Origin of the sequence: Bradyrhizobium sp. BR2003, assembly GCF_009720285.1 — a bacterium.
In the GTDB taxonomy this organism is placed as follows: domain Bacteria; phylum Pseudomonadota; class Alphaproteobacteria; order Rhizobiales; family Xanthobacteraceae; genus Bradyrhizobium; species Bradyrhizobium elkanii.
Map to the genome: position 1 here is coordinate 107,099 of NZ_SMYJ01000018.1, position 26,553 is coordinate 133,651.

28 protein-coding genes are annotated in these 26,553 nt (G+C 63.9%); 11 read left to right on the forward strand and 17 right to left on the reverse strand.

Features of this window, described 5'->3' with window-relative positions; all coding sequences use genetic code 11:
• Nucleotides 1–84 precede the first annotated feature (84 nt).
• From E2I15_RS12985 to E2I15_RS13000, 4 genes are all read right to left on the reverse strand, one after another.
• Nucleotides 85–1,347, reverse strand: a complete 1,263-nt coding sequence (locus E2I15_RS12985) for a CaiB/BaiF CoA transferase family protein (protein WP_137478609.1) — start codon at nucleotides 1,345–1,347, stop codon at nucleotides 85–87.
• A 289-nt stretch (nucleotides 1,348–1,636) separates the two neighbouring features.
• Nucleotides 1,637–2,059, reverse strand: a complete 423-nt coding sequence (locus E2I15_RS12990) for a GFA family protein (RefSeq protein ID WP_137478610.1) — start codon at nucleotides 2,057–2,059, stop codon at nucleotides 1,637–1,639.
• Between the two features lie 361 nt (nucleotides 2,060–2,420).
• A complete protein-coding gene (locus E2I15_RS12995) occupies nucleotides 2,421–2,996 on the reverse strand; it encodes a DUF6456 domain-containing protein (RefSeq protein WP_137478611.1) in 576 nt (191 codons plus the stop codon).
• Between the two features lie 94 nt (nucleotides 2,997–3,090).
• Nucleotides 3,091–3,651: a GcrA family cell cycle regulator gene (locus E2I15_RS13000; RefSeq protein ID WP_137478612.1), complete on the reverse strand. Its 561-nt coding sequence runs from the start codon at nucleotides 3,649–3,651 to the stop codon at nucleotides 3,091–3,093.
• A gap of 127 nt (nucleotides 3,652–3,778) precedes the next feature.
• Here E2I15_RS13000 and E2I15_RS13005 point away from each other — a divergent pair, with 127 nt between their 5' ends.
• The 3 genes from E2I15_RS13005 to E2I15_RS13015 all read left to right on the forward strand — a co-directional run bounded on the left by E2I15_RS13005 (nucleotide 3,779) and on the right by E2I15_RS13015 (nucleotide 6,161).
• Complete coding sequence (locus E2I15_RS13005) at nucleotides 3,779–4,417, forward strand: LexA family transcriptional regulator (protein WP_137478613.1); 639 nt, start codon at nucleotides 3,779–3,781, stop codon at nucleotides 4,415–4,417.
• Nucleotides 4,418–4,569: 152 nt separating this feature from the next.
• A complete protein-coding gene (locus E2I15_RS13010; RefSeq protein ID WP_137478809.1) occupies nucleotides 4,570–4,845 on the forward strand; it encodes a hypothetical protein in 276 nt (91 codons plus the stop codon).
• Between the two features lie 164 nt (nucleotides 4,846–5,009).
• The gene (locus tag E2I15_RS13015) at nucleotides 5,010–6,161 is read left to right on the forward strand and encodes an OpgC domain-containing protein (protein ID WP_137478614.1); all 1,152 of its coding nucleotides are present in this window, start codon (nucleotides 5,010–5,012) and stop codon (nucleotides 6,159–6,161) included.
• Nucleotides 6,162–6,246: 85 nt separating this feature from the next.
• Here E2I15_RS13015 and E2I15_RS13020 read toward each other — a convergent pair whose 3' ends face one another.
• From E2I15_RS13020 to E2I15_RS13060, 9 genes are all read right to left on the reverse strand, one after another.
• Nucleotides 6,247–7,101: an HpcH/HpaI aldolase/citrate lyase family protein gene (locus E2I15_RS13020; RefSeq protein WP_137478615.1), complete on the reverse strand. Its 855-nt coding sequence runs from the start codon at nucleotides 7,099–7,101 to the stop codon at nucleotides 6,247–6,249.
• Between the two features lie 3 nt (nucleotides 7,102–7,104).
• Nucleotides 7,105–7,560 carry a MaoC family dehydratase gene (locus tag E2I15_RS13025; protein WP_018272840.1) on the reverse strand — a complete coding sequence of 152 codons (456 nt, stop codon included), beginning with the start codon at nucleotides 7,558–7,560 and terminating at the stop codon, nucleotides 7,105–7,107.
• Nucleotides 7,561–8,337, reverse strand: a complete 777-nt coding sequence (locus E2I15_RS13030) for an enoyl-CoA hydratase/isomerase family protein (protein WP_137478616.1) — start codon at nucleotides 8,335–8,337, stop codon at nucleotides 7,561–7,563.
• A gap of 16 nt (nucleotides 8,338–8,353) precedes the next feature.
• Nucleotides 8,354–9,553, reverse strand: a complete 1,200-nt coding sequence (locus E2I15_RS13035; protein WP_170991490.1) for a CaiB/BaiF CoA transferase family protein — start codon at nucleotides 9,551–9,553, stop codon at nucleotides 8,354–8,356.
• Nucleotides 9,554–9,663: 110 nt separating this feature from the next.
• The gene (locus tag E2I15_RS13040; RefSeq protein ID WP_137478618.1) at nucleotides 9,664–10,380 is read right to left on the reverse strand and encodes an ABC transporter ATP-binding protein; all 717 of its coding nucleotides are present in this window, start codon (nucleotides 10,378–10,380) and stop codon (nucleotides 9,664–9,666) included.
• The gene (locus tag E2I15_RS13045) at nucleotides 10,377–11,135 is read right to left on the reverse strand and encodes an ABC transporter ATP-binding protein (RefSeq protein ID WP_137478619.1); all 759 of its coding nucleotides are present in this window, start codon (nucleotides 11,133–11,135) and stop codon (nucleotides 10,377–10,379) included. The genes E2I15_RS13040 and E2I15_RS13045 overlap by 4 nt, the downstream gene beginning before the upstream one ends.
• 2 nt (nucleotides 11,136–11,137) lie before the next feature.
• Nucleotides 11,138–12,157 (reverse strand): branched-chain amino acid ABC transporter permease, encoded by a 1,020-nt coding sequence (locus tag E2I15_RS13050; RefSeq protein WP_137478620.1) that lies wholly within the window; start codon nucleotides 12,155–12,157, stop codon nucleotides 11,138–11,140.
• Nucleotides 12,154–13,056 carry a branched-chain amino acid ABC transporter permease gene (locus E2I15_RS13055; protein WP_137478621.1) on the reverse strand — a complete coding sequence of 301 codons (903 nt, stop codon included), beginning with the start codon at nucleotides 13,054–13,056 and terminating at the stop codon, nucleotides 12,154–12,156. The genes E2I15_RS13050 and E2I15_RS13055 overlap by 4 nt, the downstream gene beginning before the upstream one ends.
• A 98-nt stretch (nucleotides 13,057–13,154) precedes the next feature.
• A complete protein-coding gene (locus tag E2I15_RS13060) occupies nucleotides 13,155–14,414 on the reverse strand; it encodes an ABC transporter substrate-binding protein (RefSeq protein ID WP_038383532.1) in 1,260 nt (419 codons plus the stop codon).
• A 171-nt stretch (nucleotides 14,415–14,585) separates the two neighbouring features.
• Here E2I15_RS13060 and E2I15_RS13065 point away from each other — a divergent pair, with 171 nt between their 5' ends.
• The 5 genes from E2I15_RS13065 (at nucleotide 14,586) to E2I15_RS13085 (ending at nucleotide 20,556) form a co-directional block, all read left to right on the forward strand.
• Nucleotides 14,586–16,082 carry an AMP-binding protein gene (locus E2I15_RS13065; protein ID WP_137478622.1) on the forward strand — a complete coding sequence of 499 codons (1,497 nt, stop codon included), beginning with the start codon at nucleotides 14,586–14,588 and terminating at the stop codon, nucleotides 16,080–16,082.
• Nucleotides 16,079–16,723 carry a TetR/AcrR family transcriptional regulator gene (locus E2I15_RS13070; protein WP_137478623.1) on the forward strand — a complete coding sequence of 215 codons (645 nt, stop codon included), beginning with the start codon at nucleotides 16,079–16,081 and terminating at the stop codon, nucleotides 16,721–16,723. The genes E2I15_RS13065 and E2I15_RS13070 overlap by 4 nt, the downstream gene beginning before the upstream one ends.
• Nucleotides 16,720–17,493 carry an SDR family NAD(P)-dependent oxidoreductase gene (locus tag E2I15_RS13075; protein ID WP_137478624.1) on the forward strand — a complete coding sequence of 258 codons (774 nt, stop codon included), beginning with the start codon at nucleotides 16,720–16,722 and terminating at the stop codon, nucleotides 17,491–17,493. Before E2I15_RS13070 ends, E2I15_RS13075 begins: the two co-directional genes overlap by 4 nt.
• A 9-nt stretch (nucleotides 17,494–17,502) precedes the next feature.
• Nucleotides 17,503–19,419, forward strand: coding sequence for a flavin-containing monooxygenase (locus E2I15_RS13080; RefSeq protein WP_137478625.1), 1,917 nt, complete (start codon nucleotides 17,503–17,505; stop codon nucleotides 19,417–19,419).
• A gap of 507 nt (nucleotides 19,420–19,926) precedes the next feature.
• Nucleotides 19,927–20,556 (forward strand): 2-hydroxychromene-2-carboxylate isomerase, encoded by a 630-nt coding sequence (locus tag E2I15_RS13085; RefSeq protein WP_137478810.1) that lies wholly within the window; start codon nucleotides 19,927–19,929, stop codon nucleotides 20,554–20,556.
• Between the two features lie 40 nt (nucleotides 20,557–20,596).
• Here E2I15_RS13085 and E2I15_RS13090 read toward each other — a convergent pair whose 3' ends face one another.
• Both E2I15_RS13090 and E2I15_RS13095 read right to left on the reverse strand, forming a co-directional pair.
• Complete coding sequence (locus tag E2I15_RS13090) at nucleotides 20,597–21,607, reverse strand: glutathione S-transferase N-terminal domain-containing protein (RefSeq protein WP_137478626.1); 1,011 nt, start codon at nucleotides 21,605–21,607, stop codon at nucleotides 20,597–20,599.
• Nucleotides 21,604–23,082, reverse strand: a complete 1,479-nt coding sequence (locus E2I15_RS13095; RefSeq protein ID WP_137478627.1) for a M81 family metallopeptidase — start codon at nucleotides 23,080–23,082, stop codon at nucleotides 21,604–21,606. Before E2I15_RS13095 ends, E2I15_RS13090 begins: the two co-directional genes overlap by 4 nt.
• Before the next feature lie 186 nt (nucleotides 23,083–23,268).
• Here E2I15_RS13095 and E2I15_RS13100 point away from each other — a divergent pair, with 186 nt between their 5' ends.
• Nucleotides 23,269–24,063 (forward strand): class II aldolase/adducin family protein, encoded by a 795-nt coding sequence (locus E2I15_RS13100; RefSeq protein ID WP_021080321.1) that lies wholly within the window; start codon nucleotides 23,269–23,271, stop codon nucleotides 24,061–24,063.
• Nucleotides 24,064–24,246: 183 nt separating this feature from the next.
• On the opposite strand, the gene E2I15_RS13105 is transcribed toward E2I15_RS13100, so the two are convergent.
• A complete protein-coding gene (locus E2I15_RS13105) occupies nucleotides 24,247–25,179 on the reverse strand; it encodes a LysR family transcriptional regulator (protein ID WP_137478628.1) in 933 nt (310 codons plus the stop codon).
• Between the two features lie 114 nt (nucleotides 25,180–25,293).
• On the opposite strand from E2I15_RS13105, the gene E2I15_RS13110 reads away from it, so the two are divergent.
• Both E2I15_RS13110 and E2I15_RS13120 read left to right on the forward strand, forming a co-directional pair.
• Nucleotides 25,294–25,620: a hypothetical protein gene (locus E2I15_RS13110; RefSeq protein WP_137478629.1), complete on the forward strand. Its 327-nt coding sequence runs from the start codon at nucleotides 25,294–25,296 to the stop codon at nucleotides 25,618–25,620.
• A 46-nt stretch (nucleotides 25,621–25,666) separates the two neighbouring features.
• Nucleotides 25,667–26,140, forward strand: coding sequence for a hypothetical protein (locus E2I15_RS13120; protein WP_137478630.1), 474 nt, complete (start codon nucleotides 25,667–25,669; stop codon nucleotides 26,138–26,140).
• A 69-nt stretch (nucleotides 26,141–26,209) separates the two neighbouring features.
• On the opposite strand, the gene E2I15_RS13125 is transcribed toward E2I15_RS13120, so the two are convergent.
• On the reverse strand, nucleotides 26,210–26,461 hold the full coding sequence (locus E2I15_RS13125) for an invasion associated locus B family protein (protein WP_246668026.1): 252 nt from the start codon (nucleotides 26,459–26,461) through the stop codon (nucleotides 26,210–26,212).
• Nucleotides 26,462–26,553: the final 92 nt, after the last annotated feature.

A 26,553-nucleotide genomic window follows, 5' to 3' on the forward strand; every position in this document is an offset into this window, starting at 1 on the left:
GAAGCGGATACGGGTTCTCGTCAAGGAAACGCGTCAAACCAGAATATGGAGCCCCGTTCCGATTCCATCGGAACGGAAAAGGCCCTAGCCGGCGTTGCCTGCCTTGCCAAACGCGCCGGCTTCGGCCAGCGCGGCAATGCGCCGGTCGTCGTAGCCAAGCGTCTCGCTCAACACGTCCTTCGTATGCTGACCGAGCAGCGGAGCCGCAACAGGATCAACGGTCGGCGTCAGGCTCATATTGACCGGCGGCTCGATGTTCGGAACAGAGCCGGCGGTTGGATGCGCAATCCTGCTCAGGCGATATCGGTCGCGTACCTCGGGCGCGTTGAACCCCTCCTGGACCGTCCGCAGATAGCCAACCGGAATGTTGGCCTTCTTCATCTTCGCCATCCAGTTCTCGAGCGTGTCGCCCGCAAACACGCTGGCAATGATCGCGCGCAGCTTCTCCTTGTTGGCGGTCCGCGCCTTGCGGTGAGCAAACTCGGGATCGGTGACGAGATCCGGGCGTTCCAGCACGTCGGTGACCAACCGGCGATACAGCCGGTCATTGGCGCAAGCCATGTAGAGCGGACCATCGGACGCCCGGTAGACGCCGACGGTCGGCGAACCGTTCGGAGAGTTGCCGAAACGGCCGGGATTGTTGCCATTGATGAGATAGGCCATGCCGTAGAAGCCGGTCATTGACACCGCGGTGTCGATCAATGCGACCTCGACCTGCTGACCGCGACCGAGCCGATCGCGAGCGATCAGCGCCAGCAGGATGGCGTTGCAGGCCGACATGCCAGTTGCCATGTCGACGATCGGCGGCCCGGTGCGCACCGGCTCGCCATCCGGAAAACCGTTGAGCGACATGAAGCCGCTTTCGGCCTGCGTGATCGGGTCAAAGCCCGGGCGCAGCGCGAAATCGCCTTTGCGGCCGTAGGCGGAGATCGAGCAATAGATCAGCCGCGGGTTGGTCGGCGCCACCGACGCATAATCAAGACCGAATTTTTTCATCACGCCGCCGGAGAAATTCTCCACCACGACGTCGGCCTTGGCAATCAACGCGCGAGCGACCTCGAGCGCGGCCGGATTGTTGAAATCGAGCGCGATGCCACGCTTGTTGCGATTGAGGCTCAGATACGCCGCGCTCTCTCCGCCGATTTCAGCGTGCTCATAGGCGCGCGTGTCATCACCGCCGTCCGGATTCTCGATCTTGATGACTTCGGCCCCGAAGTCGGCCAGCGTTTGCGTACAGGCCGGGCCGGCCACGACGCGGGTGAAGTCGACGACCAGCAGGCCGTCGAGCGCCGTCGGAACTCCCTCCCCGCGCGGCGTGCGCCCCGGCAATTCTGGTCTGGTCATGATCTGACGCTTCCTCTGTTATTTTGTCAGGCGAAATACGGCGGTCCCTGCCAAGACCGGCACCGCTCGCCTTTTAGCGGAAGCTCGTCAGCAAAACCAAACCCGGATTTTGCAGGGCGGGACCTTCGTCCGACATGGCTGTCAATAGCCAGGACGCCCCGGCGGCGCGGGCGGCCGCCGACATGGTCGGACGCCTTGCATGCGAAGCAAGCCTGCCAGACACCGATCTGGGGCCATACGCAGACGGGTGGCGGCACGCCGCCACCCGCTTTCGTGATGGAGAGCCTTCGGGCTATTCGGCGATCATTTCGCCGGAGCCGCCGAACTCGGCCGGAAAATCCTTCAACTTCGGCAGGCCATCGCGTATCTGCAGCACTGCCTCGGAATAGTTGACGTGAACGCCCGGGCTGAATTTCAGCGTCGGGATCGTTGCCGTGAACACGTCGACGAGCCCGAGCGTCGGATGGTTGGTCATCAGGTGACCGCCGCACTTTGTGCAATATTTGCGCTGGCTCATCGCAGTCTTCTCGAATGTCGCGACGTGGTCGGCGCCCTTGGTGACCTCGACCGCCTCGGGCTTCCAGAGGCTGAACGCATTCACCGGACCGCCGGACCAGGAACGGCATGAACGACAGTGGCAATAGCCCATTGCCTCGGGCTCCCCGCTGACCTTGAGTTCGACGGCGCCACAAAAGCAGTTTCCAGTGTGATTCATCGGTCGGTTCTCCCTTGGGTTATTTTGATTGGGCTCGCGTCGGCATCGGTCCACGTTGCTCGTGGTATTCGTGATGCAGAGAAGATGTAGACAGGTGCGTAGCCGCGGCGAACTCCCTTGCGTGGACGTACCAGACCCTTCCCCGCGCGAGAGGCCTCGAATGCAGGCAGGTCGTCGACGCGACGGAAGTTACATGAGAGTCCGCGCCGCTGTCGACCATCTTCGACACAGCCTGACCGGGCCCAATCCCGACCGCGCACAAGGAAGGAGTTCAGTGTGAGGCAAGGCACAATCATGCGACGAGTTGTTGCCGTGCCGGATTCCTGCGCGGCAAACCAGCACGGTCAGCAATCACCTCGTATCAGCGTTGACGGTCCTTCACCGGAACCCTGCTTGCCGTCGCAAGCCCGTACATCAGCGCCAGCCGATCCAGGCATTCCTTGAGACGCCGCGCAAAATAGTCCTGCCAACGCTGCGTACACAGTCCGCGCCGCCGTCCAACCTGCTCCATGGTCATGCCGAGGATCAGGACATCGTGCACCAGCGCCGAACCGTCGGCGCCGAGTTCATGCTCAGCGCGATTCAGGCGCAACGTCGCCTGGCGCTGCCCCTCGGTGATCGGCTCGCGTCGCAGGCCGCCATCGACATATTCGCGTGTCGTATCCACCGCGCGCGGGCCGCGCTCGGCCTTTTCCCAGTCGTTCTGGAACGCCCGGCCGCTCCGATACTGCGTATCGTCGATCTGGCGGTGCGCATGCAACCGGCCGAGCGGATCGTTGCGGATCGAGCGAAAGGCCACGATCTTCTCGCTCGGCTCGAGCGCAAGGGGATTGTCGACCTCGACGGTCGCCACCTCGGCATTAAAGGGCAGATCCTGGGCACGTCGATCGTGCGCTCCGGCGGGATCGTACGGCTTCCGGCGCCTGGCTCGCGGCATTGGTAACCTCCTAAATGTCTGATGATGGGCGCGCGGAGGCTTCCGCGCGATCGCGGTTGCGGACCGATGTCCTTCGGTCAGGTGACGAATTGCCTCAACCGGCCCCGATGGCTTGAAGCCAGGCGGCGCTCAATACCGGCCTCGCCGTGGCTTCAGGATCGCGACTGAGGTGAAAATGCGGGGTGCAGTAGCTCGAGCCCGACCGGCACGGATGACCGCAGAAGGTCATTGTCTCGCCGTCGCGATCGCCACCATAGGGATAGCGACAGTCTCCGGGTTTGAGGTCGAGCAGCGAAAGATGCCGCGGCACGACCGCCACGCAACGAAGTTGCGGCATCTCCACCGTTTCAGTGAAGATCTTTGGCCCGCGAAGCAGATCGGGCGTCAATTCGGCGCGCCCTTCATGCAGCCACCCGAACCCTGGGAGCTCCGGCAGGGACGATTTGGGCGGATCGAGGTGCCCCGGCAGGGACGGCTCGAGCCTTTCGAGGCCCGCCAACCCCATGCGCTGCGCCCGGCTGAGCGCCGCGTTGCGTGTATAGGCCGTCTTGAAGGTAGCGTTGATCGTGTCAGCGATTTCCGAATAGGACAGGCCGCGGGCGCGGAGGTCCTGCAAGGCTGCCGAATGCTCCGGCAGCCAGTTCATCGTTTCCATTCCAAATTCCCATTTCTGTCATTCCGCCGGCGCTTCGCATATGTTCCGATATTCCGAAGAAAAAGTCAAGCTTGTTTCTGATAATCGTAACGGATATAGTGTGTCCGGGTTTGGGAAAGGATGAAACATGCTGGACGCGGCACTGATCGAACGAGCACTGGAAAAGACCGGGAAGAGCAAAGGCGGGCTTGCCCGCGCGATGGGGGTTCGGGCCGGGGCGGTCTCCGAAATCCTGTCGGGAATTAGGTTGATCAAGGCATCCGAGATTGCCCCGATCATGGAGTATTTGGAGCTGAATTCGGTACCGATCGTGGGCCGGGTCGGCGCCGGCGCCTCGATCCAGCCGGAGCTTGAGCAGGTCCCGCCGGAGGGTCTCGGCGAAATCGAGCTTCCGTTCCCGGTGACGGAGGAGACCGTCGCTTTCGAGGTCTCAGGCGATTCGATGCTGCCGAAATACGAGAACGGCGACGTCATCGTGGTGTATCGCGAGCAGCGCTATCCGCTATCGAGCTTCTACGGAGAGGAAGCCGCCGTCCGGCTGAAGAGCGGCGAGCGATATCTGAAGACGATCGAACGCGGCAGTTCGTCCGGCACCGTCAACCTCAAGAGCTTCAATGCCAAGCCGATCAACGGCGTAAAGCTCGAATGGATCGGCGAAATCTGCGTCACCCTGCCCCGCGGCCAGATCGAAAGGCTGCGCGGCAAATCGGCGGCGAAGAGTCGCAAATCTGCCCGGACGCAGGGCGGCCGATCGTCCGAGAAGTAACCGTGCTGCTTCAGGGACCGATTCGGACGCCTTCGGGCCGAATCGGTCCGGCCGTGCATGCCTGAATTTCGGTTTTCAACAATTCACCTTGACATACTTCCGATTATCGGAAATAATGCCCGGTGACAGTCAGAACATCGAACGATCCGGCAATGCAGTACTTCGTCGTGATGATCGACTATGGCCGCCGTGGCCGCGAGGCGATCGTCGATCCCGAAATGACACGACGCGATGTCGTCTCACGAATCGCCTCGGGCGAATATACGAACATCAGCTTCATTCACGAGATTGCCGAGCGTTCGGTCGAGGATGTCACGGACGACCTCCTGGCCGAGGCCGCCTTGCCGGAACTCCCCGCGACCGGCGCGAACCTGCAAGCCAATACGCTGGATCACGCCCGCGACCTGCGCAAACACGAGCCGGTCTGACACCGCTCCCGGGATGATTGCGAAAACGTGATCTTTCTTGAGCCGGCCACTTGGCCGGAACCCGAAACGGACTAGATAGGGTTCACGCAAAGTCTATTCGGACCAGGCGCGGGTTCCCTCTAGATTAGCGATTCGTTTCTCGGGCCAGCAAATTTCAGCTTCAGATGACTTCGACAACAAACGCCGAGATCGCGAAAGCCGATGGCGATCTCAGGATCGCGCTGCTGCTTGGCATCGCAAACTGGTTTCTGTTTCTGGACCATATTCCGCACAACGTCGTGGGCGCGCTGACCATGCGCAACTTCGGCTTCAGCGGCGCAACCGACCTTTTTGTATTCGTGGGCGGCTACGCAGTGACGCTCATCTACGCCAGAATGACGCTGGAACGCGGATTCCTGGTGGCCGCAACCCGCATCTTCAAGCGCGTATGGCAGCTCTATGCCGCCTATATCGTTTTGTTCGTGATCTATGTCGAGTTGATCAGCTATGTCGCCACCCGCACCGCGGCGCCCGAGATCATCAGCGAGTTCAACATCACCGGCTTCATCGATCACCCGATCCGGACGTTGATCTACGGCCTGTTCCTGCAGGCCAAGCCGCTCAATCTCGACGTGCTGCAACTCACCATTGCCTTGATGGCGTTCCAGCCCATCATCGTGTTCGGGCTGTTGTACGTGCCGAACGTGACGGTCGTCGCGTCCGTGACCCTCTATGCGGCCGGCCGGCTGCTCGACTGGAACCTGTCGTCATATCCGTATGGAGACTGGTACCTCAATCCGTTCTGCTGGCAATTGCTGTTCGTGATGGGCGGCTGGCTCGCGTTGATCGGCGCGCGATATGCACCCGCGATCCGCGCGATGCAGGCCGCTCCCGCGCTGCGCGCCATGGCGTTGCTGTACTTGCTGTTCGCCCTGACGATCGTCTCGACCAGCGATATCCCGGCACTCGCACAAATGATGCCGAGCGGGCTGAACGATATGCTGCCGCCAAACGACCGGGAGGATGTCGCACCTCATCGCATCCTGCACTTCGTGACCTTGACGTTCCTGTTCACGTGGCTGGTGCCGCGCGATTGGGAATACCTGCGATCTCACGCCTTGCAGCCGATTATCAAGTGCGGCGAGGAATGGCTGGCCGTGTTCTGTACAGGCGTCTTCCTCTCCTTCGCTGCGCACCTGATCCTGATTACGGGCCCATACTCGCTGGCAAGGCAGGTCGCGGTCAGCATCGCCGGTATCGCCGCGATGACGGCCGTCGCCTACTACGTCTCGTGGTCGAAGCAGCAGGACGGCAAGTCGGCCGTCGCTCATTCCTGATTCCTGCGGTCTAGTCGATCGCCAGCGACCGCCGCAGCCGCACCTCGCTATCGCGCAACATGGCCGTGTGGAGCCCGACTGCCGACTATTTCCTGCGCGACGCCAGGATCTTCTCGGCGGCGCGCAGATGCGGCTTGTCCAGCATCTTGCCGTCCATCTTGGCGACCCCCGATGGGTTATTGGCGAACGCGGCAATCACCCGCTCCGACCATGCGATTTCTTCGTCCGTCGGCATGAAGGCCGCGTTGACGACGTCGACATGCTTGGGGTGGATCACAGCCTTGGCGAGGAAGCCATCCTGCCGCGCGGCGATCGCCTCGGCCTTCAAAGCATCGAGATCGTTGATGTCGGTCGCGATGGTGTCGATCGCGACCACGCCGGCGGCGGCCGCGCCGATCAGGCAGAGATCGCGCGCCAGAATGAAGGGCGAGTGATAGCGGCCGTCGCTGCGGTTGCGCGTTGCCCCGAGCGAGGCCGCGAGATCCTCCGCGCCCCACATCATGCCCCACAGCCGCGGGCTCATGTTCTCGAAATCGAGAATTTTCAGCACCGCCCGTGCCGTCTCGGTCGCGACCGTCACGATCCGCGTGGTGCCCTGCGCGATATCAGAGGCCGCCTCGAATGCGTCGAGATAGAGCGCGAGCCTGTTGACGTCGGCGGCGCCGGCGCATTTCGGCAGCACGATGCCATCGGGTTTGCCGGGCATCACGGCGGCGAGATCGCCGAGCGTCAGGTCGGTGTCGAGCGCGTTGACGCGGATATAGAGCTTCTGCTCCGGATTGCGCGCATCGAGCATCTGGCGGGTGATGCCGCGCGCGACGACCTTCTGGTCCGGCGCGATGGAATCCTCGAGGTCGAGGATCAGCGCGTCGGCCGCGGTCTTCTTCGCGCTTTCATACTTCCGGGTGCTGTCGCCGGGAACGAACAGGAACGATCGCATCGCTTACGCCTTCGGCTTGCAGTGCATCAGGCCGGTACGGCGGCAGCTCGCCACCACCTCGCCCCGCTGGTTGGTCATGGTGTGCTCGAACTCGACGATACCCTGGGTTGGCCGCGACTTGCTGGCGCGCTTGCCGATGATCCTGGTGTGCGCCTTCAGCGTGTCGCCATGGAACACCGGCTTGGGGAACTTGACATCGGTCATGCCGAGATTGCCGACGGTGGTTCCCAATGTCGTGTCGTATACGCTCATGCCGATCATGATGCCGAGCGTATAGAGGCTGTTGAACAGCCGCTGGCCGAACTCGGTCTTCTCGGAGAAATGCGCGTCGATATGCAACGGCTGCGGATTCATGGTCAGGAGGCTGAACATGGTGTTGTCCATCTCGGTCACGGTCCGGCTGAACTCGTGGTGGAATTCTTGCCCGACCTCGAACTCCTCGAAATACAATCCAGCCATTTACCGCCCCCTGTAGTTGGGCGTCCGCTTCTCGACGAACGCATTGAGCCCTTCCTGGCAGTTTTCCGTCGATGCGGCCACAACAAAGCTTTCCGCCGTGTTTTCCACCGAGCGGCGGAAATCGGCGTCGACCGCGCGCATGAAGGCGTCGCGGCCAATCTTCATCACGATCGGCGATTTCGCCGCAAGCTTGCGTGCGATCTCGCGGGCGCGCGCGAGCGCGGTGCCCTTTGGCACCACCTCGCTGAGCAGCCCCATGCGAAAGGCGGTCGCGGCATCGAAGGGCTCGCCAAGGAACAGCGGGCCGAATGCCTGGTGCTTTCCGACCAGCCGCGGCAACTGCACGAAATGGATCGCCGGGATCAGGCCGACATCGATCTCGGGGTAGCCGAAGGTCGAGCCGTCGCCCGCGACGATCATGTCGCAGGAGATCGCGATCGTCATGCCGCCGGCGCGCACCGCGCCATCGATCGCCGCAATCGTCGGCTTGCCCATGCGGTACTGCGTATCGTTCAGCGCGAAATACAGCCGCTCGAGGAATGTCTTGGTCTCGATCGCGGGCTTGCCCCTGACGATGTCGAGATCGAGGCCGGCGCAAAACACCTTGTGGGCGCTGCTGACGATGACGGCGCGCACCGCGTCGTCATCGCGCGCTTTCGCCAGCGCCGCCAACAGCGCGTCGATCAGGGGAATGCTGAGTGCGTTGACCGGCGCGCGATCCAGCACGATCTCCGCAATCTGGTCGGTGACCGAGTAACGAACGAGATCGGTGCTCATGATGTGTTGCCTCCCGTTAGCTCTTGGCCTGCCGCACGGCGCCTGACAGCAGCAGGCCGTCGATCTCGGCGGAACCGAAGCCAGCCCCCGTCAGCACGGCGCGGCTATCCTGCCCGACGTCAGGCGCTGGGCAAAGCTGATCCTCGGACAGGCTCGCGATCCCCGGCGTGCGTGGCGTGTAGACCGCGCCGACGCCGGGTGTGTCCTGGCACACCGACGCCCTGGTCGCCTCGACATGGACGTTGCGCAACCATTCGCCGGGATTGAGGATCCGCTCGGCGATGATATCGGCGGCATGCAGCCGGGTCAGCCAGGCATCCGTCGCCAGGGTCAGGAACACCTCGCCCAATTGCGGGATCAGCGCATCGGCCGCGTCGGCGCGCCGGGCGAAGTCGGCAAAACGCGGGTCGTCAGCGAGATCCTCACGGCCGATCGCACCGCACAGCCGCTTGTATTGCGGCTCGTTCACCAGGGTGACCATCATCCAGCCGTCCCGGGTCTGGTAGGTGCCGGCCGGAGCGTTCAGCGCGCGCGGCACGCCGCCCTCGAGGATGAATTCCGCGACCTTGTGGCCGAGCAGCGCCGACGTCGACTGACAGAGATTGACGTCGATCCAGCGGCCGGTGCCGACGGACGCACGCGCGAACAGCGTCGTGGCGACGGCCTGGAACGCATAGACGCCGGTGACGACATCGGAAATCGTGGTGCCGACCCGATGCGGCACGCCATCGGCGCCGAGATTGACCGAGACCAGCCCAGAGAACGCCTGCGCGACCGAATCCGAGCCGGGCCGCTTGGCGTACGGGCCGCTCTGCCCGAAGCCGCTGACCGACAGATAGACCAGGCCGGGATTGTCGCGCGACAGGCTCTGATAGCCGAGCCCGAGCCGCTCTGCGACACCAGGGCGAAATCCTTCGATGAGGACGTCGGCCTCGCGCGCCAGCCGCTGCGCGATCGCAATCCCGTCCTTGTGCTTCATGTCGAGGCACAGGCTGCGCTTGCCGCGGTTGTAGACCGCCGACAGCGTCGTGTGACTGCCGTAGGTCGTGCCGAGATAGCGCGACCAGTCGCCCTCCGGCGGCTCGACCTTGATGACGTCGGCGCCGTAGACACCGAGCAGCATCGCGCAATAGGGCGAGGCAATCCCCTGCCCGAAATCGAGTACCTTCAGCCCGCGATACGGCGCTTCATGCGTCGGCGTCAGCTTGCCCGCCATTTGTCCTCCCATCGCTGTCGAAGTGCCCTGTCCTTTGGGTATGATCCCCGCGCAAACGCTGCGCGTATGTCGCGAGGGAAAACCGCTGCGCGTCTTTCCCGGATCGTGCCCTACAGCGCCAGGTAGCGCTGCCGGATGTTATCGTTGGCCTTCAGTTCTTCGATGGAAGATGTGTAGACGATCTGTCCCTTGTCGATAACCGTCGCGTGGCTCGCAAGGCCAAGGCAAAAATGCATGTTCTGCTCGGCGATCAATACTGTGGCACCGGTGCCGCGGAGCTGCCGCAGCAGCTCGCCAATGCGCTGCACGATGATCGGAGCCAGCCCCTCGCTCGGCTCGTCCAGCAGCAGCAGCGCCGGATTGCCCATCAGCGTGCGGGCAATCGCCAGCATCTGCTGCTCGCCGCCGGACAGCCTGCCGGCGATCCGGTGCCGCAGCGGCTCGAGCAGCGGGAACACGTCATAGACGCGGCGGATCGACCACTCGTCCTCGCCATCAGGCCCCTTCTTTTGGCCGATGACGAGATTGTCCTCGACCGTGTGCTCGGGAAAGATCTGACGGTCTTCCGGCACGAAGCCGAGCCCGGCGCGCGCGATGTGATGCGGCCGCATTCCAGAGACCACCTGGCCGCGCAGGGTCACCTTGCCGCGGCGCGCCGGCGCCAGCCCCATAATGGCCTTCATGGTCGTCGACTTGCCGGCGCCGTTGCGGCCGAGCAGCGCCATGGTCTCGCCCTGCCGCACCGACAGGCTGACGCCGAACAGGATCTGGCTGGTGCCATAATAGACGTCGAGATCCTCGACCTGCACCACCGGCTGCGCGCTCATGCCACCGCTCCCGCGTGGCCGTCGCTGCCGAGATAGGCCTCGATCACGGCATCATCCCTGCGGATCGCGTCCGGCGTCCCGGTCGCGAGGATCCGGCCGTAGCACAGCACGACGATCCGAGGCGCAATCTTGAACACGATGTCCATGTCGTGCTCGATGAACACGACGGTGATCTTCTGCTTCTCCCAGAGCTCGCGCACCTTGTCGATCATGCGCCAGCGCTCCTCGGTGCCCATGCCCGCGGTCGGCTCGTCGAGCAGCAGCACCTTGGGCTCGAGCACCAGCGCGAGCGCGATGTCGAGCAGCTTCTGGTCGCCGTGCGACAGCGTCGCCGCAGTCCGGTTGCGCTTGCCGGCGAGGCCGAGCAGCTCCATCGTATGCTCGGCGCGGTCGCGCGTCTCGGCCAACGGAAACCGGCGATGCATCACGCCGGCGCGTCGCTGATCGGCGCAAACAGCAGCTAGCATGGTCTCCTCGACCGTCAGCGACGGGAAGATGCTCGCGACCTGAAAGGCGCGGCCGATGCCATGGCGCACGATCTCCGGCGGGGCCTTGCCCGCCATGTCGACGCCGTTGAGCAAAATCTGCCCGGCATCAGGTTGCAGCGCGCCCGTGATCAGGTTGAAGAACGTGCTCTTGCCGGCGCCGTTTGGGCCGATCACGGCGGTGAGCGAACCATCGGCAAAGTCGAGCGAGACGTTGTCGGTCGCCTTGACGCCGCCAAAGGATTTCGAGAGTCCGCGAATCTCCAGCATGGCTAACCGCGCCCTTCTCCGCGACGCTGCGCGAACCATTCGACGACAAAGTCCATCAGGCCCTTTCGCAGGCCGATGGCAAAGAACAGGATCACGATGCCGAGCACAATGCCGTGATACTCGGTCAGGCGGGTAACGGTATCGTTGAGGATCAGCAGCAGCACCGTGCCGACCATCGGTCCGAGGAAGGTTGTCACGCCGCCGAGCATGTTGATGAAGATGCCCTCGCCCGAGATCGTCCAATAGGCAAACTCGGGATAGGCGCCGGAGACGAACAGCGCCATGATGATGCCTCCGGTCGCCGCGAACAGCGCGGCGAGCACGAAGATCGTCAGCTTGGCGCGCCAGACATCGATGCCGGTGAAGCTCGCTCGCGTGGCGTTGTCGCGGATCATCCGCAGCGTGTAGCCGAACGGCGATTGCGCGATCTGGCGCATGAGCAGCAGGCCGATCACCAGCAGGGCGCAGCTCGTGATGTAGAGATGCAAATGGTTCGACAGATCGATACCGAGAAACGGCGGCCGCGGAATCCCGCCGCGCAGGCCCTGGTCGCCGCCGGTCAGCGACTGCCACGACAGGATGGTCGAATGGATCAGCATCTGGAATGCCAGCGTGACGAAGGCAAAGTAGATTTCCCTTAGCCGCACGCAAATCGCGCCGATGACGACGGCGACGACCAGGGTCATCGCCAGCGTGGCGACGAAGGCCACCGGGATCGGCACGCCGGTCTTCTGCATCATCAGCCCGAAACCATAGGCACCGAGGCCGAAGAACATGCCGTGGCCGAACGAGATCAGCCCGGTGTAGCCGACCAGAAGGTTGAGCGACGTCGCGAACAATCCGTAGGCCGCGCAGCGGATCACGAAGTCGAGCAGCTGCTTGCTGCCGAAGATGAACGGCAGCAGCGCGAGCAGGGCAAAGACCACGAGCGCGATCAGCACATCGCGGTAACGTTGCGGCCTGGCGTCGATCCGGGTAACATCGAGGGGCTGCGTACCCTGTCCGGCCTGCAACTCGGTCATGCGACCTCCCTGCCGAACAGCCCGGTCGGACGCGACACCAGCACGATCACCATGAACAGATACATCAAGCCCTCGGTGAACAGCGGGAAGCCGAGCGATCCGAAGGAGCGGATCAGGCCGATCAAAAGCGCGCCGATCAACGCGCCGAGGATCGAGCCCATGCCGCCGATCACGGTGACGATGAAGGACTCGATCAGCACCGAGAATCCCATACCCGGTGTCAGCGAGCGCACCGGCGCGGCGAGCGCTCCCGCCAGTCCCGCCAGCATGCCGCCAAGCGCGAATACGCCGCCATAGATCAGCCCGGTATTGATGCCGAGCGCCGAGACCATGCCGGGATTATGCGCGGCCGCACGGATCACCTTGCCGATCCTGGAGCGCGCCAGCCCCAGACCGAGAACAACGGCCGCGGCGAGCGCCACCCCGATCAAGAGCAGATAATACGGCGGCACCACGCCGCCGGCGATGAACAGCGGCGGCACCTGGAACGCGGCCGGCATGCCCATCGACCTGAACTCGGGCCCCCAGATCATGCGGACGACATCGTCGAAGATCAGCACGAAGGCGTAGCACACCAAAAGCTGCATCAGGACGTCGCGGCCGTAGACCCGGCTCATGAACACCCGCTCGAAGATCAGGCCGAGGATCGCCGTGCCGACGGCGCCGCTCAGCATCGCCAGCGCGAAGCTGCCGGTGAGCTGATAGGCCGTCATCGCGAAATAGGCACCGAACATATAGAAGGCGCCGTGGCTGAAATTGACCACCTTGAGCACGCCGAAGATCAGCGTCAGCCCAACGGCGACAAGGAACAACAGCATGCCGATGATCAGGCCGCTGGTGGTTTGCGTCACCAGGCAAGCAGGGCTGGCGAGGCAACTGGCGAGCGCGTCGAGGTCCACGGAAAATCATCCATTACGGCGGGCCGCAACGTCGGCGCGCGACAAACATCAGATGCGAGGCGGAGGCAGCAGGCGGCAGCCTCCGCCGCACACGCGGATCAGGTGTAGCCCTTGCTCTTCTTCCACTCGGCTTCGAGCTCGAAGATGGTCTTCCAGTCTCCGGCCTTCACATCGGGCACGTAGGGCTCCTGCGGAATCGTAGTGCCCCAGCCGATGGCGTAACCGACCAGCGTGTGATCGTCGGCGCGCATGGTGACGGTGCCGTCGGCGCCGAACGGGCACTTGATGGTGAGGCCGGTGAGCGCCTCCGCGACCTTCTTGCCGTCGGTCGAGTTCGCCTTCTTGACGGCCTCGTTGAGGAACATGACCGCTGTGGCGTTCTGCCACGACCAGTTGGTCGGGTACTCGTTGTATTTGGCCTTGTAGGCATCGCCCCAGGCGGCATTTTCGGGCGTCGGCGGGAATGTCTTGATGTAGCGGTCGCCGGAGTGGATGCCCTTGGGCAGGTTCTTCACCACCGTGAGCGCGGTGTAGTCGGCCATGTTGACCGCGAACACCTCCATCTGGGTGAACATCGCGTAGATGTTGGCCTGGTCGATGTAGGAGGTGAGATCGCCGCCCCACAGGCAGGAATAGAGCGCCTGCGGCTTGGCCTGCAGGATCTTCGTCACCACCTCGGTGTAGTCGGGTTGGAACAGCTTTGGCCAGGACTCGCTGATGATCTCGACGTCGGGCGCGAACTTCTTCAGGTACAGCACGAACTCGCCGGTGGTGTCGCGGCCATAGGCGTAGTCGGGCGAACAGGTCGCCCATTTCTTCAGGCCCTTGGCCTTGGCGATCCCTGCCGCGTAGCTGGCGCCGACGATCGAGTCGTGAATGCCCTGCCGCACGCAGCGGAAAGCGTTCGGGATGTGCTGCTTGGGATCGGCGGTCAGCGACGATGCTTCCGAGCAAGTGTGGATGCAGAGCACGCCGAGATCCCGCGCCACTTCGTGAACCGCGAACGATCCCGAGGACGCTTCGCCGTCAAGCAGCATCTCGCAGCCATCGGTGTTGACGAGCTCGCGCGCGATGCGCGCGGCTTCCTGCGGCTGTCCCTTGGAATCGCGGATCACCATTTCGATCTGCCGTCCGGCAAGGCCGCCGGCGGCATTGACCTTCTCGACCTCCAGCAGCACCGCGTTGCGCGAGGACGTCCCGAGTTGCGCGACGCGGCCCGACAGAATGGTCGGCATGCCGATCTTGATCGTCTTGGCCTGTGCGCGCGCCACCCATGGCGCGGCAAAGCTCACCGCACCGGCGCCCATCAGCGCAAGCGTCGAGCGCCGGGTGATGCCCGGTTTCCGGGTCCTCTTCATCATTCCCCTCCCTGTCGGGTTCGCGTTCCCAAAATCCCTGCCGGAGATCGTTTCGTCTCCATGGCCACAATGTTTTCAGAGCAAGGGGGGTGACGTCAAGCCAAAGATGAATTACGACTCATAATTCATCTAGGGAGAAAACGGCGCCGGGATCGGCCCCGCCAGCGGCAAATGATCAACCTTTCCAGCTTCATCGCATTTCATGCCCGGCGGACTCCGGACCGCTGTGCGCTGAAATATCGCGGCGAGGACATCTCCTACGCCGACTTTGATCTGCGGATCCGGCAGGTCGGCGGCTGGCTTGCGGGGCGCGGGATCGCGCCCGGCGATGTCGTCGCTGTCCTGATGAAGAACAGCGCGGCCTTTCTCGAGCTGGTGTTCGCGACCAGCCATATCGGCGCGGTGTTCCTGCCGATCAACTATCGCCTCTCGGCCGACGAGGTCGGCTACATCGTCGGCAATTCAGGTGCGCGCCTCTTGGTCGCCGACGACGAATTTGCCGCGATCGCCGCCGGCGGCGCGCCGGTCGTGCTGCTCGATGAGGTCGCGCAGTCCAGCGTCGCCAACCTTGCGCCCGACATCGCACCGGCGCCGATCCATGTGCGCCGGCCGCGCGACCTGATGCGGCTGATGTACACCTCGGGCACGACGGATCGTCCCAAGGGAGTGATGCTCAGTTACGAGAACATCTACTGGAAGTCCGCCGATCAGACCCTGGTGCTCGGGCTCAACGCCGACACGCGGCTGCTCGTCGTCGGCCCGCTCTATCACGTCGGCGCGCTCGACCTGCCCGGCATCGCGGTGCTCTGGCATGGCGGCATGCTGTGCATTCACCGCACCTTCGAGCCCGAGCCGGCGCTCGCCGCGATCGAACGGGAGAAACTCAACGCGGCATGGTTCGCGCCGGTCATGACCACGGCGCTCCTCACCTGCCCGAACCGCGCGCGCTACGACGTCTCCAGCCTGCAATGGGCGATCGGTGGCGGCGAGAAGACGCCGGAGCTCCGCATCCGCGCCTTCTCGCACTATTTCAAGAACGCGCGCTACATCGATGCCTACGGTCTCACCGAAAGCTGCGGCGGCGATACCTTCATGGACGCGGGCCGCGAGATCGAGAAGATCGGCTCGACCGGCCGCGCCATCGCCCATATCGAGATCGAGATCCGCGACGATGCCGGCAAGCGCCTGCCGGCCGGCCAGAACGGCGAGATCTGCCTGCGCGGCCCGAAGGTCACGCAGGGCTACTGGAAGGATCCGGAGAAGACCGCATCCGCGTTCATCGGCGACTGGTTCCGCACCGGCGATGTTGGCTACCTCGACGACGACGGCTTCCTCTATCTGACCGATCGCAAGAAGGACATGATCATCTCCGGCGGCGAGAACATCGCCTCCTCCGAGGTCGAGCGCGTCATCTACGAAATGCCTGAAGTGCGCGAGGTCGCGGTGATCGGCCTGCCGGACGCGCGCTGGGGCGAGAAGCCGGTCGCGATCGTGGTACTCGCCGACAACGCCAAGCTCGACCTGCCCGGTCTCACCGATTTCTGCCGGACACGGCTCGCCGGCTTCAAGGTGCCGCGGCAGCTCGTCATCCGCGACAGCCTGCCGCGCAATCCATCCGGCAAGGTGCTCAAACGCGTGCTCCGCGCCGAACTCGAGGCCACCGCATGACGCAAGCGACATCCGCCAAAGTGACAAAGCTCAACCGGGTCGAGCGCAACGCCTGGACCAAGCAGAAGATCTTCGACGCCGCGACCAAGGTCGTCGGCAAATACGGCTATGCCGAAGCCTCGGTCGCGCGCATCACCGAGGCCGCCGGCGTCGCGCAGGGCACCTTCTACAATCATTTCGAGAACCGCCAGGAGTTGCTCGACCAGCTGCTGCCGAAGATCGGCCTCGACATGGTCCGCTTCATCCATGCGCGCACCGGCACCGCGAGTGAGGCCCGGCAGGAGGTCGAGCGCTTCAGCGCCTTCTTCGATTTCATCCGCGAGGTGCCGGAATTCCTGCGCATCCTCAACGAGGCCGAATTCTTCGCGCCGATCGGCTACCAGAAGCATTTTGACAACATCTCCAGTGCCTATCTGCGGATCCTGCAACGCGCGCGGGCAGCAGGTGCGACCAACACCTTCAGCGACGAGGAATTCGAGGCCATCGTCCAGGTGCTGATGGGCGCGCGCGGTTATCTCAGCCGCCGCTACTCCTATTCCGAACGCGGCGTCACCGCGGTGCCCGACTATGTGATCACGGCCTATCAAAAGCTGGTCACCCGCGGCCTGTTCGCCACCAGTGACAAGGGAAGAAAATCATGAGCGCTGAGGGCACCATCCTCGTCACCGGCGGCAGCCGCGGCATTGGCGCGGCGACCGCAACGCTGCTCGCCGATCAGGGGCAGCGTGTCGTCATCGTCGACATCGCGCCCGAGCCGCTGGTTGGAACGACCGCCATCGTGTGGCCGGCGCCGTTCGACGTCGCGAGCGAGAGCGCCGTTGTCGCGGGCATTGCCGATATCGAGAAGGCGCATGGTCCGATCAGCGGCCTCGTCAACGCCGCCGGCGTGTTCGGCAAGATGCACACGATCGAACGGGTGCGGATGGAGCAATGGGACCGCGAGGTCAATATCGACCTGCGCGGGACCTTCCTGGTCGCGCGCAGCGTCGGTATCGGAATGGCACAGCGGCGGCATGGCGCGATCGTCAACGTCGCCTCGGTGGCCGGCATGACGTCGGGTCCGATCCACGCCTATACCGCGGCGAAGGCCGGCGTCATCCAGATCACGCAGACGCTCGCCGCCGAATGGGGGCGTTCCGGCGTTCGCGTCAACGCGGTATCGCCCGGCTTCACCCGCACGGCCGCGCTTGAAGCCGGCATCGCATCGGGCGCTCTGAACAAGGATCTGCTGGCGCGGCCGACCGCGATGAACCGGCTGGTCGAGCCGATCGAAGTGGCGCAGGCGATCGCCTGGCTGCTCTCGCCGCAGAGCAGCGGCGTCACCGGCATCAACCTGCCGGTCGATGCCGGCTACATCGCAGGCACCACCTGGGCCGCCTATGGCGGCCTGCCGGAAGTCCCACGCAGCTGAGGACAACGCATGAATATCGAGCTTCCGCGCAAACACCTCGATCTGTCCTCCGCAATCGCCGAGGGCGACATCCGCGTGCTGCTGATGGTGCTGGTGCACATGACCGGCGACGAGAAGTGGCTCGAGCCGCCCTACAAGCCGAAGCGCGACGTCCGCCTGATCCCGGATCCCGACGCCGGCGTCCCGAAGGAGATCCAGGACGATATTCGCACGGCCGTCCTGAACCTGTTCGCGCATGGCACGCCCAAGCCCGTCATCACCGATCCCGGCGATGAGCTGATGCTGCGGATGATGCGCGCGACGCTCGGCGAGAATGTCGCGCCGGAATATGCCCCGCTGATGCGGGAGGAGATGGGCTTCGTTCCGCGCGACGCGCGCTGGCGCGAGCGCCCTTCTGGCGACAAGCTGGCGCAGCAGCAAGTGCTGATCGTCGGCGCCGGGGTCTGCGCGATCGCGCTTGGCGTTGCGCTCGGCCGGCTCGGCATTCCCTATACGATCGTCGAGAAGCAGGACGAGATCGGCGGCACCTGGTACGTCAACCGCTATCCCGGCTGCGGCGTCGATACGCCGAACCACTCCTATTCCTTCTCGTTCGGCGCCCGCAATCCGTGGACCCGCTATTTCGCGCAGCGCCAGGAGCTGCTCGACTATCTGCTCAAGGTCGTGCGCGAATACGACATCCGCAAGCACGTCCGCCTCAATACCGAGCTCGTCGCCTCGCGCTGGGACGAAGGCAAGCGGCGCTGGATCTCGACGCTGAAGACCGCCCGCGGCGAAGAAACCTTTGAATCCACCGCGCTGGTCAGCGCGATCGGTCAGCTCAACGATCCCTTGCCTGCCCGCTTTGAGGGAGACGACGCCTTCACCGGTCTGAAGGTTCATTCGGCGCTGTGGTCCGACGATATCAAGCTCGACGGCAGGCATGTCGCCGTGATCGGCACCGGCGCGACCGCGATGCAGCTGGTGCCGTCGATCGCCGACCGCGTCGCTTCGGTCACCATCTACCAGCGCACCGCGCAATGGGCGCGGCCGGTGAAGGGCTATTCCGATCCGATCACCGAAGGTGCGCAGTGGCTGCTCGCGCATCTGCCGTACTATGTGCAGTGGTATCGCTTCAACATGTTCTGGCGTTACGGCGACGGATTGCTGCCGTTCCTGCGCAAGGATCCGGCCTGGCCGCATCCGGACCGCGCCGTCAACAAGGGCAACGACCGGCATCGCCAGGAGCTCGCCGACTTCATTCGCTCCGAGCTGAAGGATCGCCCCGACCTGATCGAGAAATGCATGCCGACCTATCCGCCCTACGGCAAGCGCATCCTGCTCGACAACAACTGGTTCAAGACGCTGACCAAACCGAATGTCGAGCTGGTCACCGACAAGATCGACCATTTCGCTGCGGATGGAATCGTCACCGCCGACGGCACATCGCGGCAGCACGACGTCATCGTGATCTCGACCGGCTTCAAGGTCTCCGAGATGGCGGCACGGCTCAACATCACCGGGCGTGACGGCAAGAACCTCAAGCAGGCGTGGCGCGACGACAATCCGACCGCCTATCTCGGCCTCACCGTGCCTGATTTTCCCAATCTCTTTCTGATGCTCGGGCCCAATTCGGGGCCTGCGCATGGCGGCAGCGTGATCTTCCAGTCGGAGTGCCAGAGCCGTTACATCTCCGCCTGCCTCGTCGAGATGATCGAGAACGACATCGCCGCGATCGACGTGCATCCCGACGCGCATGACGCGTATATCCGCGACGTCGACGCCGAACATGAGCAACTGATCTGGACGCATCCGGGCATGACGACTTACTACCGCAACAGAAGCGGCCGGGTGTTCTCGGCGATGCCGTGGCGATTCGTCGACTACTGGAAGATGACGCACGATCCGGATTTCACCCAATATCGAAAGTCGCGACAGGAATCCTGACCTGAATTACCGCGCTCGTTAACTTGACAGATCGCCATAACTGCCGCAGCATTTCGCTGACTGCACCTGTTGGGGTGCTGGAGCGCTCGCTCCTCGCGTCGCAGGAATTGACGGACGATTATGGGATCGGCCGCCAGGCAGCAGAAGCGGACAGATGTCCGTCGGCCCACCTCTTGGAGAGGAGCATGACGCCACCGGCGCAAGCCAGCGACCTTGCTCAGCGGCAAGGTCTCGGTGCACGTTGAGGCGAACAGCAGCTGCTAGCCGCGTGCGCTGCCGACAATCTGAACATATCCGCAGGACAGGAGCGCAAAGGCCACGCGCTTTTAGGTCCCGAAACACCACTGGTCGATACCAGAGATCCTTCGCTAAAACGAAGTAGCAGGGCCCCGCGATGCTTGACTGCACCGGGGCCCGTTCGTTTGCCCGCGGTTTCCCCTTCGTCACACCGCATTGCGCCACCGCGCGGGATCGGGAACAATTATCCCGACGAGGTGAGGAACGATGATGGAAAAGCCGCGGGTTCGAATCTACACCGACTACAAGTCTCCCTATGCCTATGTCGCCAACAAGCGGCTGTTCGAACTCGAGGAGACATACGGCGTCGAGTTGGAATGGCTGCCCTACACACTACGCATTCCCGAATTCATGGGCACGGTCGAGGAGCGCACGCCGCACTTCTGGCGCAAGGTGCGCTACGCCTACATGGATGCGCGCCGGTTCGCCAACGCGCAGGGACTGACCATGAAGGGCCCGCGCCGGATCTATGACGCCTTCTACGCCAGCGCCGGTATGCTGTTCGCGCAGCGCCACGGGCTGTTCCGGCGCTATCACGACACGGTGTTCCGGAAATTCTGGAACCACGAGCTGGAGATCGACGAGCTCGCGGAGATAGCGGGCGTGATCACCGCGGTCGGTGGTTCCGCCGACGCCTTCGAGGCCTATGTTCGCGGCCCTGCCCGCGCCGAACATGATCGCATTATCGACGAGGCCGAAGCGCTCGGCGTGTTCGGCGTGCCCAGCATGATGTTCAACGGCGAGCTGTTCTGGGGCGGGGACCGCATCGACATGCTGATCGAGCGGATCAAGCAGCCGGAGACGATCGCGATCGCGCTCGGGAGCCGGCACCGGACCTAAGCTCACGCTGTTTTGAACCCCGATTGTCGTCCCCGATCGATCAGCCTCCAACCAGGATCGCCCAGCACCCGGTGCGTTCCAGCACCGGTTTCAACGCCGCACGTTCGCCGGCATCGAGCGCGGCAAACTTTTCGCGCAGCTGCTGCAGGCATTTGACCTGATATTTGAACGGCGCCAGCGCGTAGGGCAGGCCCCAGACATTGATCTCGAGCCGCTCGAGGCCCTTTGCGAACGCATCCGCATTGGCGGCCAGGAACGGAAGATAGAGTTCACCGGCGATCCGCAGCAGCGCCTCGGCGAACCCGCCGAGCGCCTGCTCACGAGGATACCAGTCACCCTCGACACCTGACGCGTCATCGAGCCTCCGCACCCAGTGATCGGTGAACGGTGCGCGTTCGCGCATGATCCGCATCGGGGTCGGATCGGTCGCCATCTCGCTGAGCTGGCCGAACCAGGAAAAATCCGCCAACGAGGGCCGGCTGCCGAACAGGTAGTTCCTCATGCCGACATGCGGCTCGAACGCCGCAAGGGTCCGCCGGTAGCTCTCTTCCAGCAGCGGCCTGTTCTCATCGGTCGCGCCGAGAATGACCATGCGCGAAATCTGCCGCTGCCGGAACTCCTCGATCTCCTCGCGACTGCCGGCCTCGGCCTCCGACGTCGACCACTCCTCGCCGGCCCAGCGCGAGACATAGGCCTGATCCTGCGGATCCCACCAGCGATAGAGAAACAACGGCTTCACCGCCCATTCGTCGGCGAGGTCCTCGAGCAGATCGCAGATGAAAGCGATGGCCCTGTCTTCCGGGATCACCGACCGTCCCTGATGCCGCGCTTCGAGATCATAGGCCAGCGTCGTGGTCTCGCCCCGGTAGCTGCCGTCGGGATATTGCAGCACCGGGATCAGCATCGGCTTCAGATGCGCGGTTGCCTCGCGCAGCGCCTTGGTCATGATCACCCAGTCGTGCGGAATCCGCCGGTAGCGCATCAGCGCGCGCAGCTTGATCGCATAGGGTGAGGCGGTCGAGCCGATCAGGCGATAGCGGTTTTCCGTCATGACGATGCCTCCGAAAATGCCGGATTGCCGTACGGGTAGAACCGCGCGAGATCGACGTTTTTGTACGGCAGCTTGTCGAGACGCGTCGTGGCGAGGAACGGCTGCTCGGGCTCGACCAAGAGGATCGTCTTGGCAAAGGCATTGTCGTCGAAGCCGCGCCGGAAATGGACCCGCGACTTGATCGCCATCTCGGGCACCAGCGCCTTGAGCGAAAACGGCTCCATGACCTGCACCAGATAGGTGGACAGGATCAGCACATTGTTGCGGCCGAAGCGCACGCAGCCCCAGAACTGGCCATAGTCCTCGCCCGCCGCCGAGATGGTGCCCTGGATCCGAACCGGATCGCCCGCCGACTCGTCGGCGCGGCCACCGATCTCCATGTCGAAGATATCGCCGGCCTTGGCGCCGGCGGCCTTGAGGCTTGCCGTCGCCCTGGCGTCGACAATGGTTGCGACGACAGTGTTGGCGAGGTCCTGCGCGATGATCTCACGCAGCAGCCAGGTTGCCGATCCCGACCGGTCGCTGGGATCGGCCAGCACCACCGGTGTGTTGCCGGCGGCGACGGCCTGCTTGGCCAGCGCAACACCCTCGGTGATGCTGTACAGCCTTGTCGATTGCAGCAAGGCTTCGCGCATCCGCCAGATCGTGCCGGCGAGATCGCGCGCGACCTGCTCGGCGAGCTTTGGATTGTCGTTGGTCAGGACCTGAACGGTCATGCCGACATCGGGAACGTCGGCGAACGGGAAGCCGAAGAAGATGTTGACGTAGACGTCGACCTCGCGCGCCTCCCAGACCAGCGCGCGCTGCACGAGGTCCATCCACGGACGCGCACCGGTCCACTGCAGCACGGTGGGTGAGGTCACGGGAACCTTGATCGTCCTGTGCGCCGGCTTGTAGTCGCCGCGGATCGCCCGCACCAACATGCGCGCTGCGCGTTCGCCCTGCAGATGCGCGTCATAATGCGGGAAATATTTGACCGCGAATGCCATGTCCGCCTGCTCGAGGAACGCCTCGTCCTCATTGCCGTGCAGATCGAAGGTTGCGGCGATGAAGGCGGAGCGGCCGACCACCTCGCGGACCTGCCGCGCCAGATCGGCCTCCGGCCGCGGCACGTCGCGCACGGCCATCGCGCCATGCAGGCACAGATAGACGCCGTCGAACGGGCCCTCCTCCTTCAGCCCGTCGATCATCTTCCCGGTGAAGGTGCGATAGGCCTCCCGGGTGATCCAGCCCGACCCGGTACCGGTCTTCGGCCACAGCGGAGATTCAATCCCGACCAGCTCGACCTCGGAGAACTCGCGTGCCACCTGCACGAAGCCGCCCATATAGTTCTTGGGATCGAACTGGAGCAGCGCCTCGCCTTTGGCCGGCGAGCCCGGATAGATGAAGTCGTCGAGCGTGGTCTCGTTCGGCAGGAACGAGACGGTTTCGTGGGAGAAATGCAGGACGGCGATACGTATCTTGCGATCGCTCATTTCGGTGCGCCTCGGCTGTTTTCCGCATTGTGGCATTGAAGGCGCGGCGCGCCAATCCGCATTCGGTTTTTGCCCGCCAGACCTGCAAATACGCAGGCGCAGCGCAGCTTGCCGCCGCGCGGATTCTGCTATGGTCCGCCGCAACAATCGGCCCCGTCCCCGCAGATATCTTGAGGAGAGAACGCCATGAATCCGCCCGTCAGCTCGCCCGCGATCAAGGTCGTGAAATCCGTTCGCGAGCAGGTGAGCGCCGAGGAATGGCAAGCCCGCGTCGATCTTGCCGCCTGTTATCGGCTCACGGCGATGTACGGCATGACCGAGATGATCGCGAACCACATCTCCTGCCGCGTGCCCGGCACCACCGACCAGTTCCTGATCAATGCCTACGGCATGCTGTATGAAGAGATCGACGCCTCCAGCCTGATCAAGGTCGACGTCGAAGGCAACACGCTGCTCAACGCGACCGACTACGACGTCAATGTCGCGGGCTTCGTCATTCACAGCGCCATCCACATGGCCAAGCACGACATGGACTGCGTCGCGCACACCCATACCCCGGCCGGCATGGCGGTCTCGGCGATGGAATGCGGCCTGCTGCCGCTGGCGCAGACCTCGATGCGCTTCCTGCACATCGCCTATCACGACTTCGAGGGCATCGCCGACAATGTCGACGAGCGCGAACGCCTGGTGCGCGACCTCGGCGACAACGAGGCGATGATCCTGCGCAACCATGGCCTCCTGGTCGTCGGCCGCACCGTGCCCGCCGCGTTCAACGTGCTGTTCCGCCTCGAGCGCGCCTGCCAGACCCAGGTGATGGCGCTGTCCTGCAACACCAAGCTGATCTATCCGCCGCAAAATATCCTCGAAGACACCTATGAGCGGATGCTGCCGAAGCCCGGCCGCGCCGCCCGCAACGGCGAACTCGCCTGGCCCGCGCTGCTGCGCAAGCTCGACCGGGCGGATCCGTCGTACCGGGATTGAAGCGGTTGAGCACGAGGCGCCGCGCCCGACGACGGAAGCGCGATTTTGCCCGTCGGGGTGATTTGTCGCAGCTCAACTGATCCGCGCCCGCCGCAATTGCGGGATCACCTCTTCGCCGAACAGCGCGAACGATTCGCACCAGGCGCGGCCGCCAGCAGCGCGCCGCCGCCCAAGACACGCCCCTCACGTTTCGGCTGCCAGCTGGGCTACCTGGTTTCGCAGCCAAGCATGGGCCGGATCGCGATCGTAGGAGGCGTGCCACAGCAACGTCACCGGCATCTCGTTCAGCTCCACCGGCGGCGGGCTGAGGCTGAGCCCGAGCTCGGCGGAGAACCGCGTAGCCAGGCGCGCTCCCATGGTGACGATAACGGGCGCGAGCGCCACCAGATGCGGGACGGTAAGGAAGCGCGGCGTGGTCAACGCAACGGTACGCTGCAGTCCCAGCTTGTCGAGCGCTTCGTCCACAATTCCCCGCACGTTGCGCGCCGGCCGCAGGCTGGTCAGCACATGCGGAAGCCGCACGTAATCCTCAAGCGAGATCGGCGGCGTGATACCGGTCTTCTCGGCGTTGAACATGCACACGAAGCGTTCGGTCAGCAGCGTGCGCCGCTTGTGATGCAATTGTCCCTGCGGGAGCGGCCCATGGGCGACGGCGAGGTCCAACTCGTCGGCGTCGAGGTCATCGAGCAGCCGGGACGCATCGACGTTGTAAAGTCGGAAGTGAACGCCGGGTGCGATCTCGCGCATGCGCGCCAGGAGAGCGGGCATAAGCAGGATTTCCATGCTGTCCGATAGTCCGAGCCTGAACGTCCGCACTGCCGTGGCCGGGTCGAAGGTCTGATCCCGCAGGACCACCGCCTCGACCTGTGCGAGCGCGGTGCGCACCGGCTCGCGCAGGGTTGCTGCACGCGGGGTGAGACGCATGCCGTCAGCCCCTCGCGTCAGAAGCTCGTCATCGAACAGCTCGCGCAGGCGGGCAAGGTTGTGACTCATCGCGGATTGGCCAATGCCGACGCAGGCGGCTGCCCTTGTCACGCTCCTTTCGGTCAGCAGGGCATCGAGATGAACCAGCAGATTCAAGTCGATACGACCTAAATTGACGGTATCGATGGCCATTATCGATCCTATCTGTTTGATCGATGATCATAGCCTGACCATGTCTTGCGGCAAGGGGCCGACGGGCCATCGCCCGCCGCCCAGGTCAACACCCTCAAGCCAATGGAGGATCTCATGTCGATCCGCAGCACAATTCTCGCGGCCGCCTTCACCCTCGCCTCACTGGGAGCCGCGCACGCAAGCCCGCTCAGGCCAATCGAAGGCCGAAGCATCCATCTCGGCGATCTGTCCGGCGTCGTCTACTACACGGTCGAGCCTGATGGATATCGCGTCGTGACCACACTCGCACAGGGCGAGGCCGGAACGCCGGTCCGCTTCGTGTCGGTGCTGTCACCCGGTCAGCGTGCCCTGCTCTCGACGCCGAACCAGGCGGGCGCACTGGAGATCAGCCGCAACGGCGACAACCTGACCCTGCGCAGGTCGGGTGCACTCTCCAACTAGTTCCGACGCCGCCGGTACCGTTCGACTACCAGTGCAGGAGCCACAGATGTCCACGATCCGCCTTCATCGCACGACGAGCCTGACGCCCGAGCAGTACGTAGCCGGCCTCACCGACTTCGGGCCGGGCCGCTCGAAGCTCTTCGCCAACAGTGCCGACGCCGATCTCAAGATGCATGATCGCGGCCCCTTGCATGCCGACGTGACGGAAGGCTCGGGCGGTATCTGGGAACGCCTGCACTACGACTGGTCCGATCCTGACCATGTCGTCCTGACAACGACCGATTCCAATGTGTGGGGCGGCGCGTCGGGTCACATCTACCACTTTACGCGCCGACCCGATGGCAGCACCGACATCGACGTGGTCGTGGTGCGCGACGGCAAGAACCTGAAGGGATGGATCCTCGGTCTCGTGCTCCGTACTGTCGGCAGAGGCGTCTTGGAGAAAGCGTTCAAAAACTCGGTCAAGGCGATGGAGGCCCGGAGTGCTGCCGTCAGCCGTCGCGATCGGGTCGCCGCATAGCGCCCACCCTGCACCCGCCGCGCGACTGAAGTTCGGCCCCGCGGCCTCGCAGCGCGAGACCTGCGCGTGTCAGCTTCCGAGCTGAATGGTCCGCTCCAGAGCCGCGGCGAAGCCGTTGAGGGGGACGTTAAAGACGACGGCCTGCCCGTTGCCGATGTTCTGCGCGGCAACGGTGAGCGTTTTGGCCCTGCTGATGGTGTCGGTCACGACTGTGGGAAAGGATACCGGCAGCAAGCAGCCTTGCGCCCTGCAGGTGGAAAAGCGCGTCTGCTCCAGATCCTTGGCGTCTCCCGAAACCGACCTGCCTTTTCGTCGGCGCATTCGTGGTCATAGTTCCCACATATGCGAGGTACGTCGACTTGGAGAACCGCTGATATGCAAGAGCTGATCGCTGCCGGTGTGATTGTCGCGAT

Excerpts from the sequence above, each read along its gene's own strand:
- E2I15_RS13020 (WP_137478615.1), bottom strand. The coding sequence starts at position 7,101 with ATGCGATCGTTCCTGTTCGTTCCCGGCGACAGCACCCGGAAGTATGAA.
- E2I15_RS13090 (WP_137478626.1), bottom strand. The coding sequence starts at position 21,607 with ATGACGGAAAACCGCTATCGCCTGATCGGCTCGACCGCCTCACCCTAT.
- E2I15_RS13065 (WP_137478622.1), top strand. The coding sequence starts at position 14,586 with ATGATCAACCTTTCCAGCTTCATCGCATTTCATGCCCGGCGGACTCCG.
- E2I15_RS13030 (WP_137478616.1), bottom strand. The coding sequence starts at position 8,337 with ATGAGCACCGATCTCGTTCGTTACTCGGTCACCGACCAGATTGCGGAG.
- E2I15_RS13060 (WP_038383532.1), bottom strand. The coding sequence starts at position 14,414 with ATGAAGAGGACCCGGAAACCGGGCATCACCCGGCGCTCGACGCTTGCG.
- E2I15_RS13100 (WP_021080321.1), top strand. The coding sequence starts at position 23,269 with ATGAATCCGCCCGTCAGCTCGCCCGCGATCAAGGTCGTGAAATCCGTT.
- E2I15_RS13040 (WP_137478618.1), bottom strand. The coding sequence starts at position 10,380 with ATGAGCGCGCAGCCGGTGGTGCAGGTCGAGGATCTCGACGTCTATTAT.
- E2I15_RS13025 (WP_018272840.1), bottom strand. The coding sequence starts at position 7,560 with ATGGCTGGATTGTATTTCGAGGAGTTCGAGGTCGGGCAAGAATTCCAC.
- E2I15_RS13105 (WP_137478628.1), bottom strand. The coding sequence starts at position 25,179 with ATGGCCATCGATACCGTCAATTTAGGTCGTATCGACTTGAATCTGCTG.
- E2I15_RS13035 (WP_170991490.1), bottom strand. The coding sequence starts at position 9,553 with ATGGCGGGCAAGCTGACGCCGACGCATGAAGCGCCGTATCGCGGGCTG.
- E2I15_RS13075 (WP_137478624.1), top strand. The coding sequence starts at position 16,720 with ATGAGCGCTGAGGGCACCATCCTCGTCACCGGCGGCAGCCGCGGCATT.
- E2I15_RS12990 (WP_137478610.1), bottom strand. The coding sequence starts at position 2,059 with ATGAATCACACTGGAAACTGCTTTTGTGGCGCCGTCGAACTCAAGGTC.
- E2I15_RS13005 (WP_137478613.1), top strand. The coding sequence starts at position 3,779 with ATGCTGGACGCGGCACTGATCGAACGAGCACTGGAAAAGACCGGGAAG.
- E2I15_RS13095 (WP_137478627.1), bottom strand. The coding sequence starts at position 23,082 with ATGAGCGATCGCAAGATACGTATCGCCGTCCTGCATTTCTCCCACGAA.
- E2I15_RS13080 (WP_137478625.1), top strand. The coding sequence starts at position 17,503 with ATGAATATCGAGCTTCCGCGCAAACACCTCGATCTGTCCTCCGCAATC.
- E2I15_RS13110 (WP_137478629.1), top strand. The coding sequence starts at position 25,294 with ATGTCGATCCGCAGCACAATTCTCGCGGCCGCCTTCACCCTCGCCTCA.
- E2I15_RS13125 (WP_246668026.1), bottom strand. The coding sequence starts at position 26,461 with ATGCGCCGACGAAAAGGCAGGTCGGTTTCGGGAGACGCCAAGGATCTG.
- E2I15_RS13045 (WP_137478619.1), bottom strand. The coding sequence starts at position 11,135 with ATGCTGGAGATTCGCGGACTCTCGAAATCCTTTGGCGGCGTCAAGGCG.
- E2I15_RS13010 (WP_137478809.1), top strand. The coding sequence starts at position 4,570 with ATGCAGTACTTCGTCGTGATGATCGACTATGGCCGCCGTGGCCGCGAG.
- E2I15_RS13085 (WP_137478810.1), top strand. The coding sequence starts at position 19,927 with ATGGAAAAGCCGCGGGTTCGAATCTACACCGACTACAAGTCTCCCTAT.
- E2I15_RS13070 (WP_137478623.1), top strand. The coding sequence starts at position 16,079 with ATGACGCAAGCGACATCCGCCAAAGTGACAAAGCTCAACCGGGTCGAG.
- E2I15_RS13000 (WP_137478612.1), bottom strand. The coding sequence starts at position 3,651 with ATGGAAACGATGAACTGGCTGCCGGAGCATTCGGCAGCCTTGCAGGAC.
- E2I15_RS12995 (WP_137478611.1), bottom strand. The coding sequence starts at position 2,996 with ATGCCGCGAGCCAGGCGCCGGAAGCCGTACGATCCCGCCGGAGCGCAC.
- E2I15_RS13050 (WP_137478620.1), bottom strand. The coding sequence starts at position 12,157 with ATGACCGAGTTGCAGGCCGGACAGGGTACGCAGCCCCTCGATGTTACC.
- E2I15_RS13015 (WP_137478614.1), top strand. The coding sequence starts at position 5,010 with ATGACTTCGACAACAAACGCCGAGATCGCGAAAGCCGATGGCGATCTC.
- E2I15_RS13120 (WP_137478630.1), top strand. The coding sequence starts at position 25,667 with ATGTCCACGATCCGCCTTCATCGCACGACGAGCCTGACGCCCGAGCAG.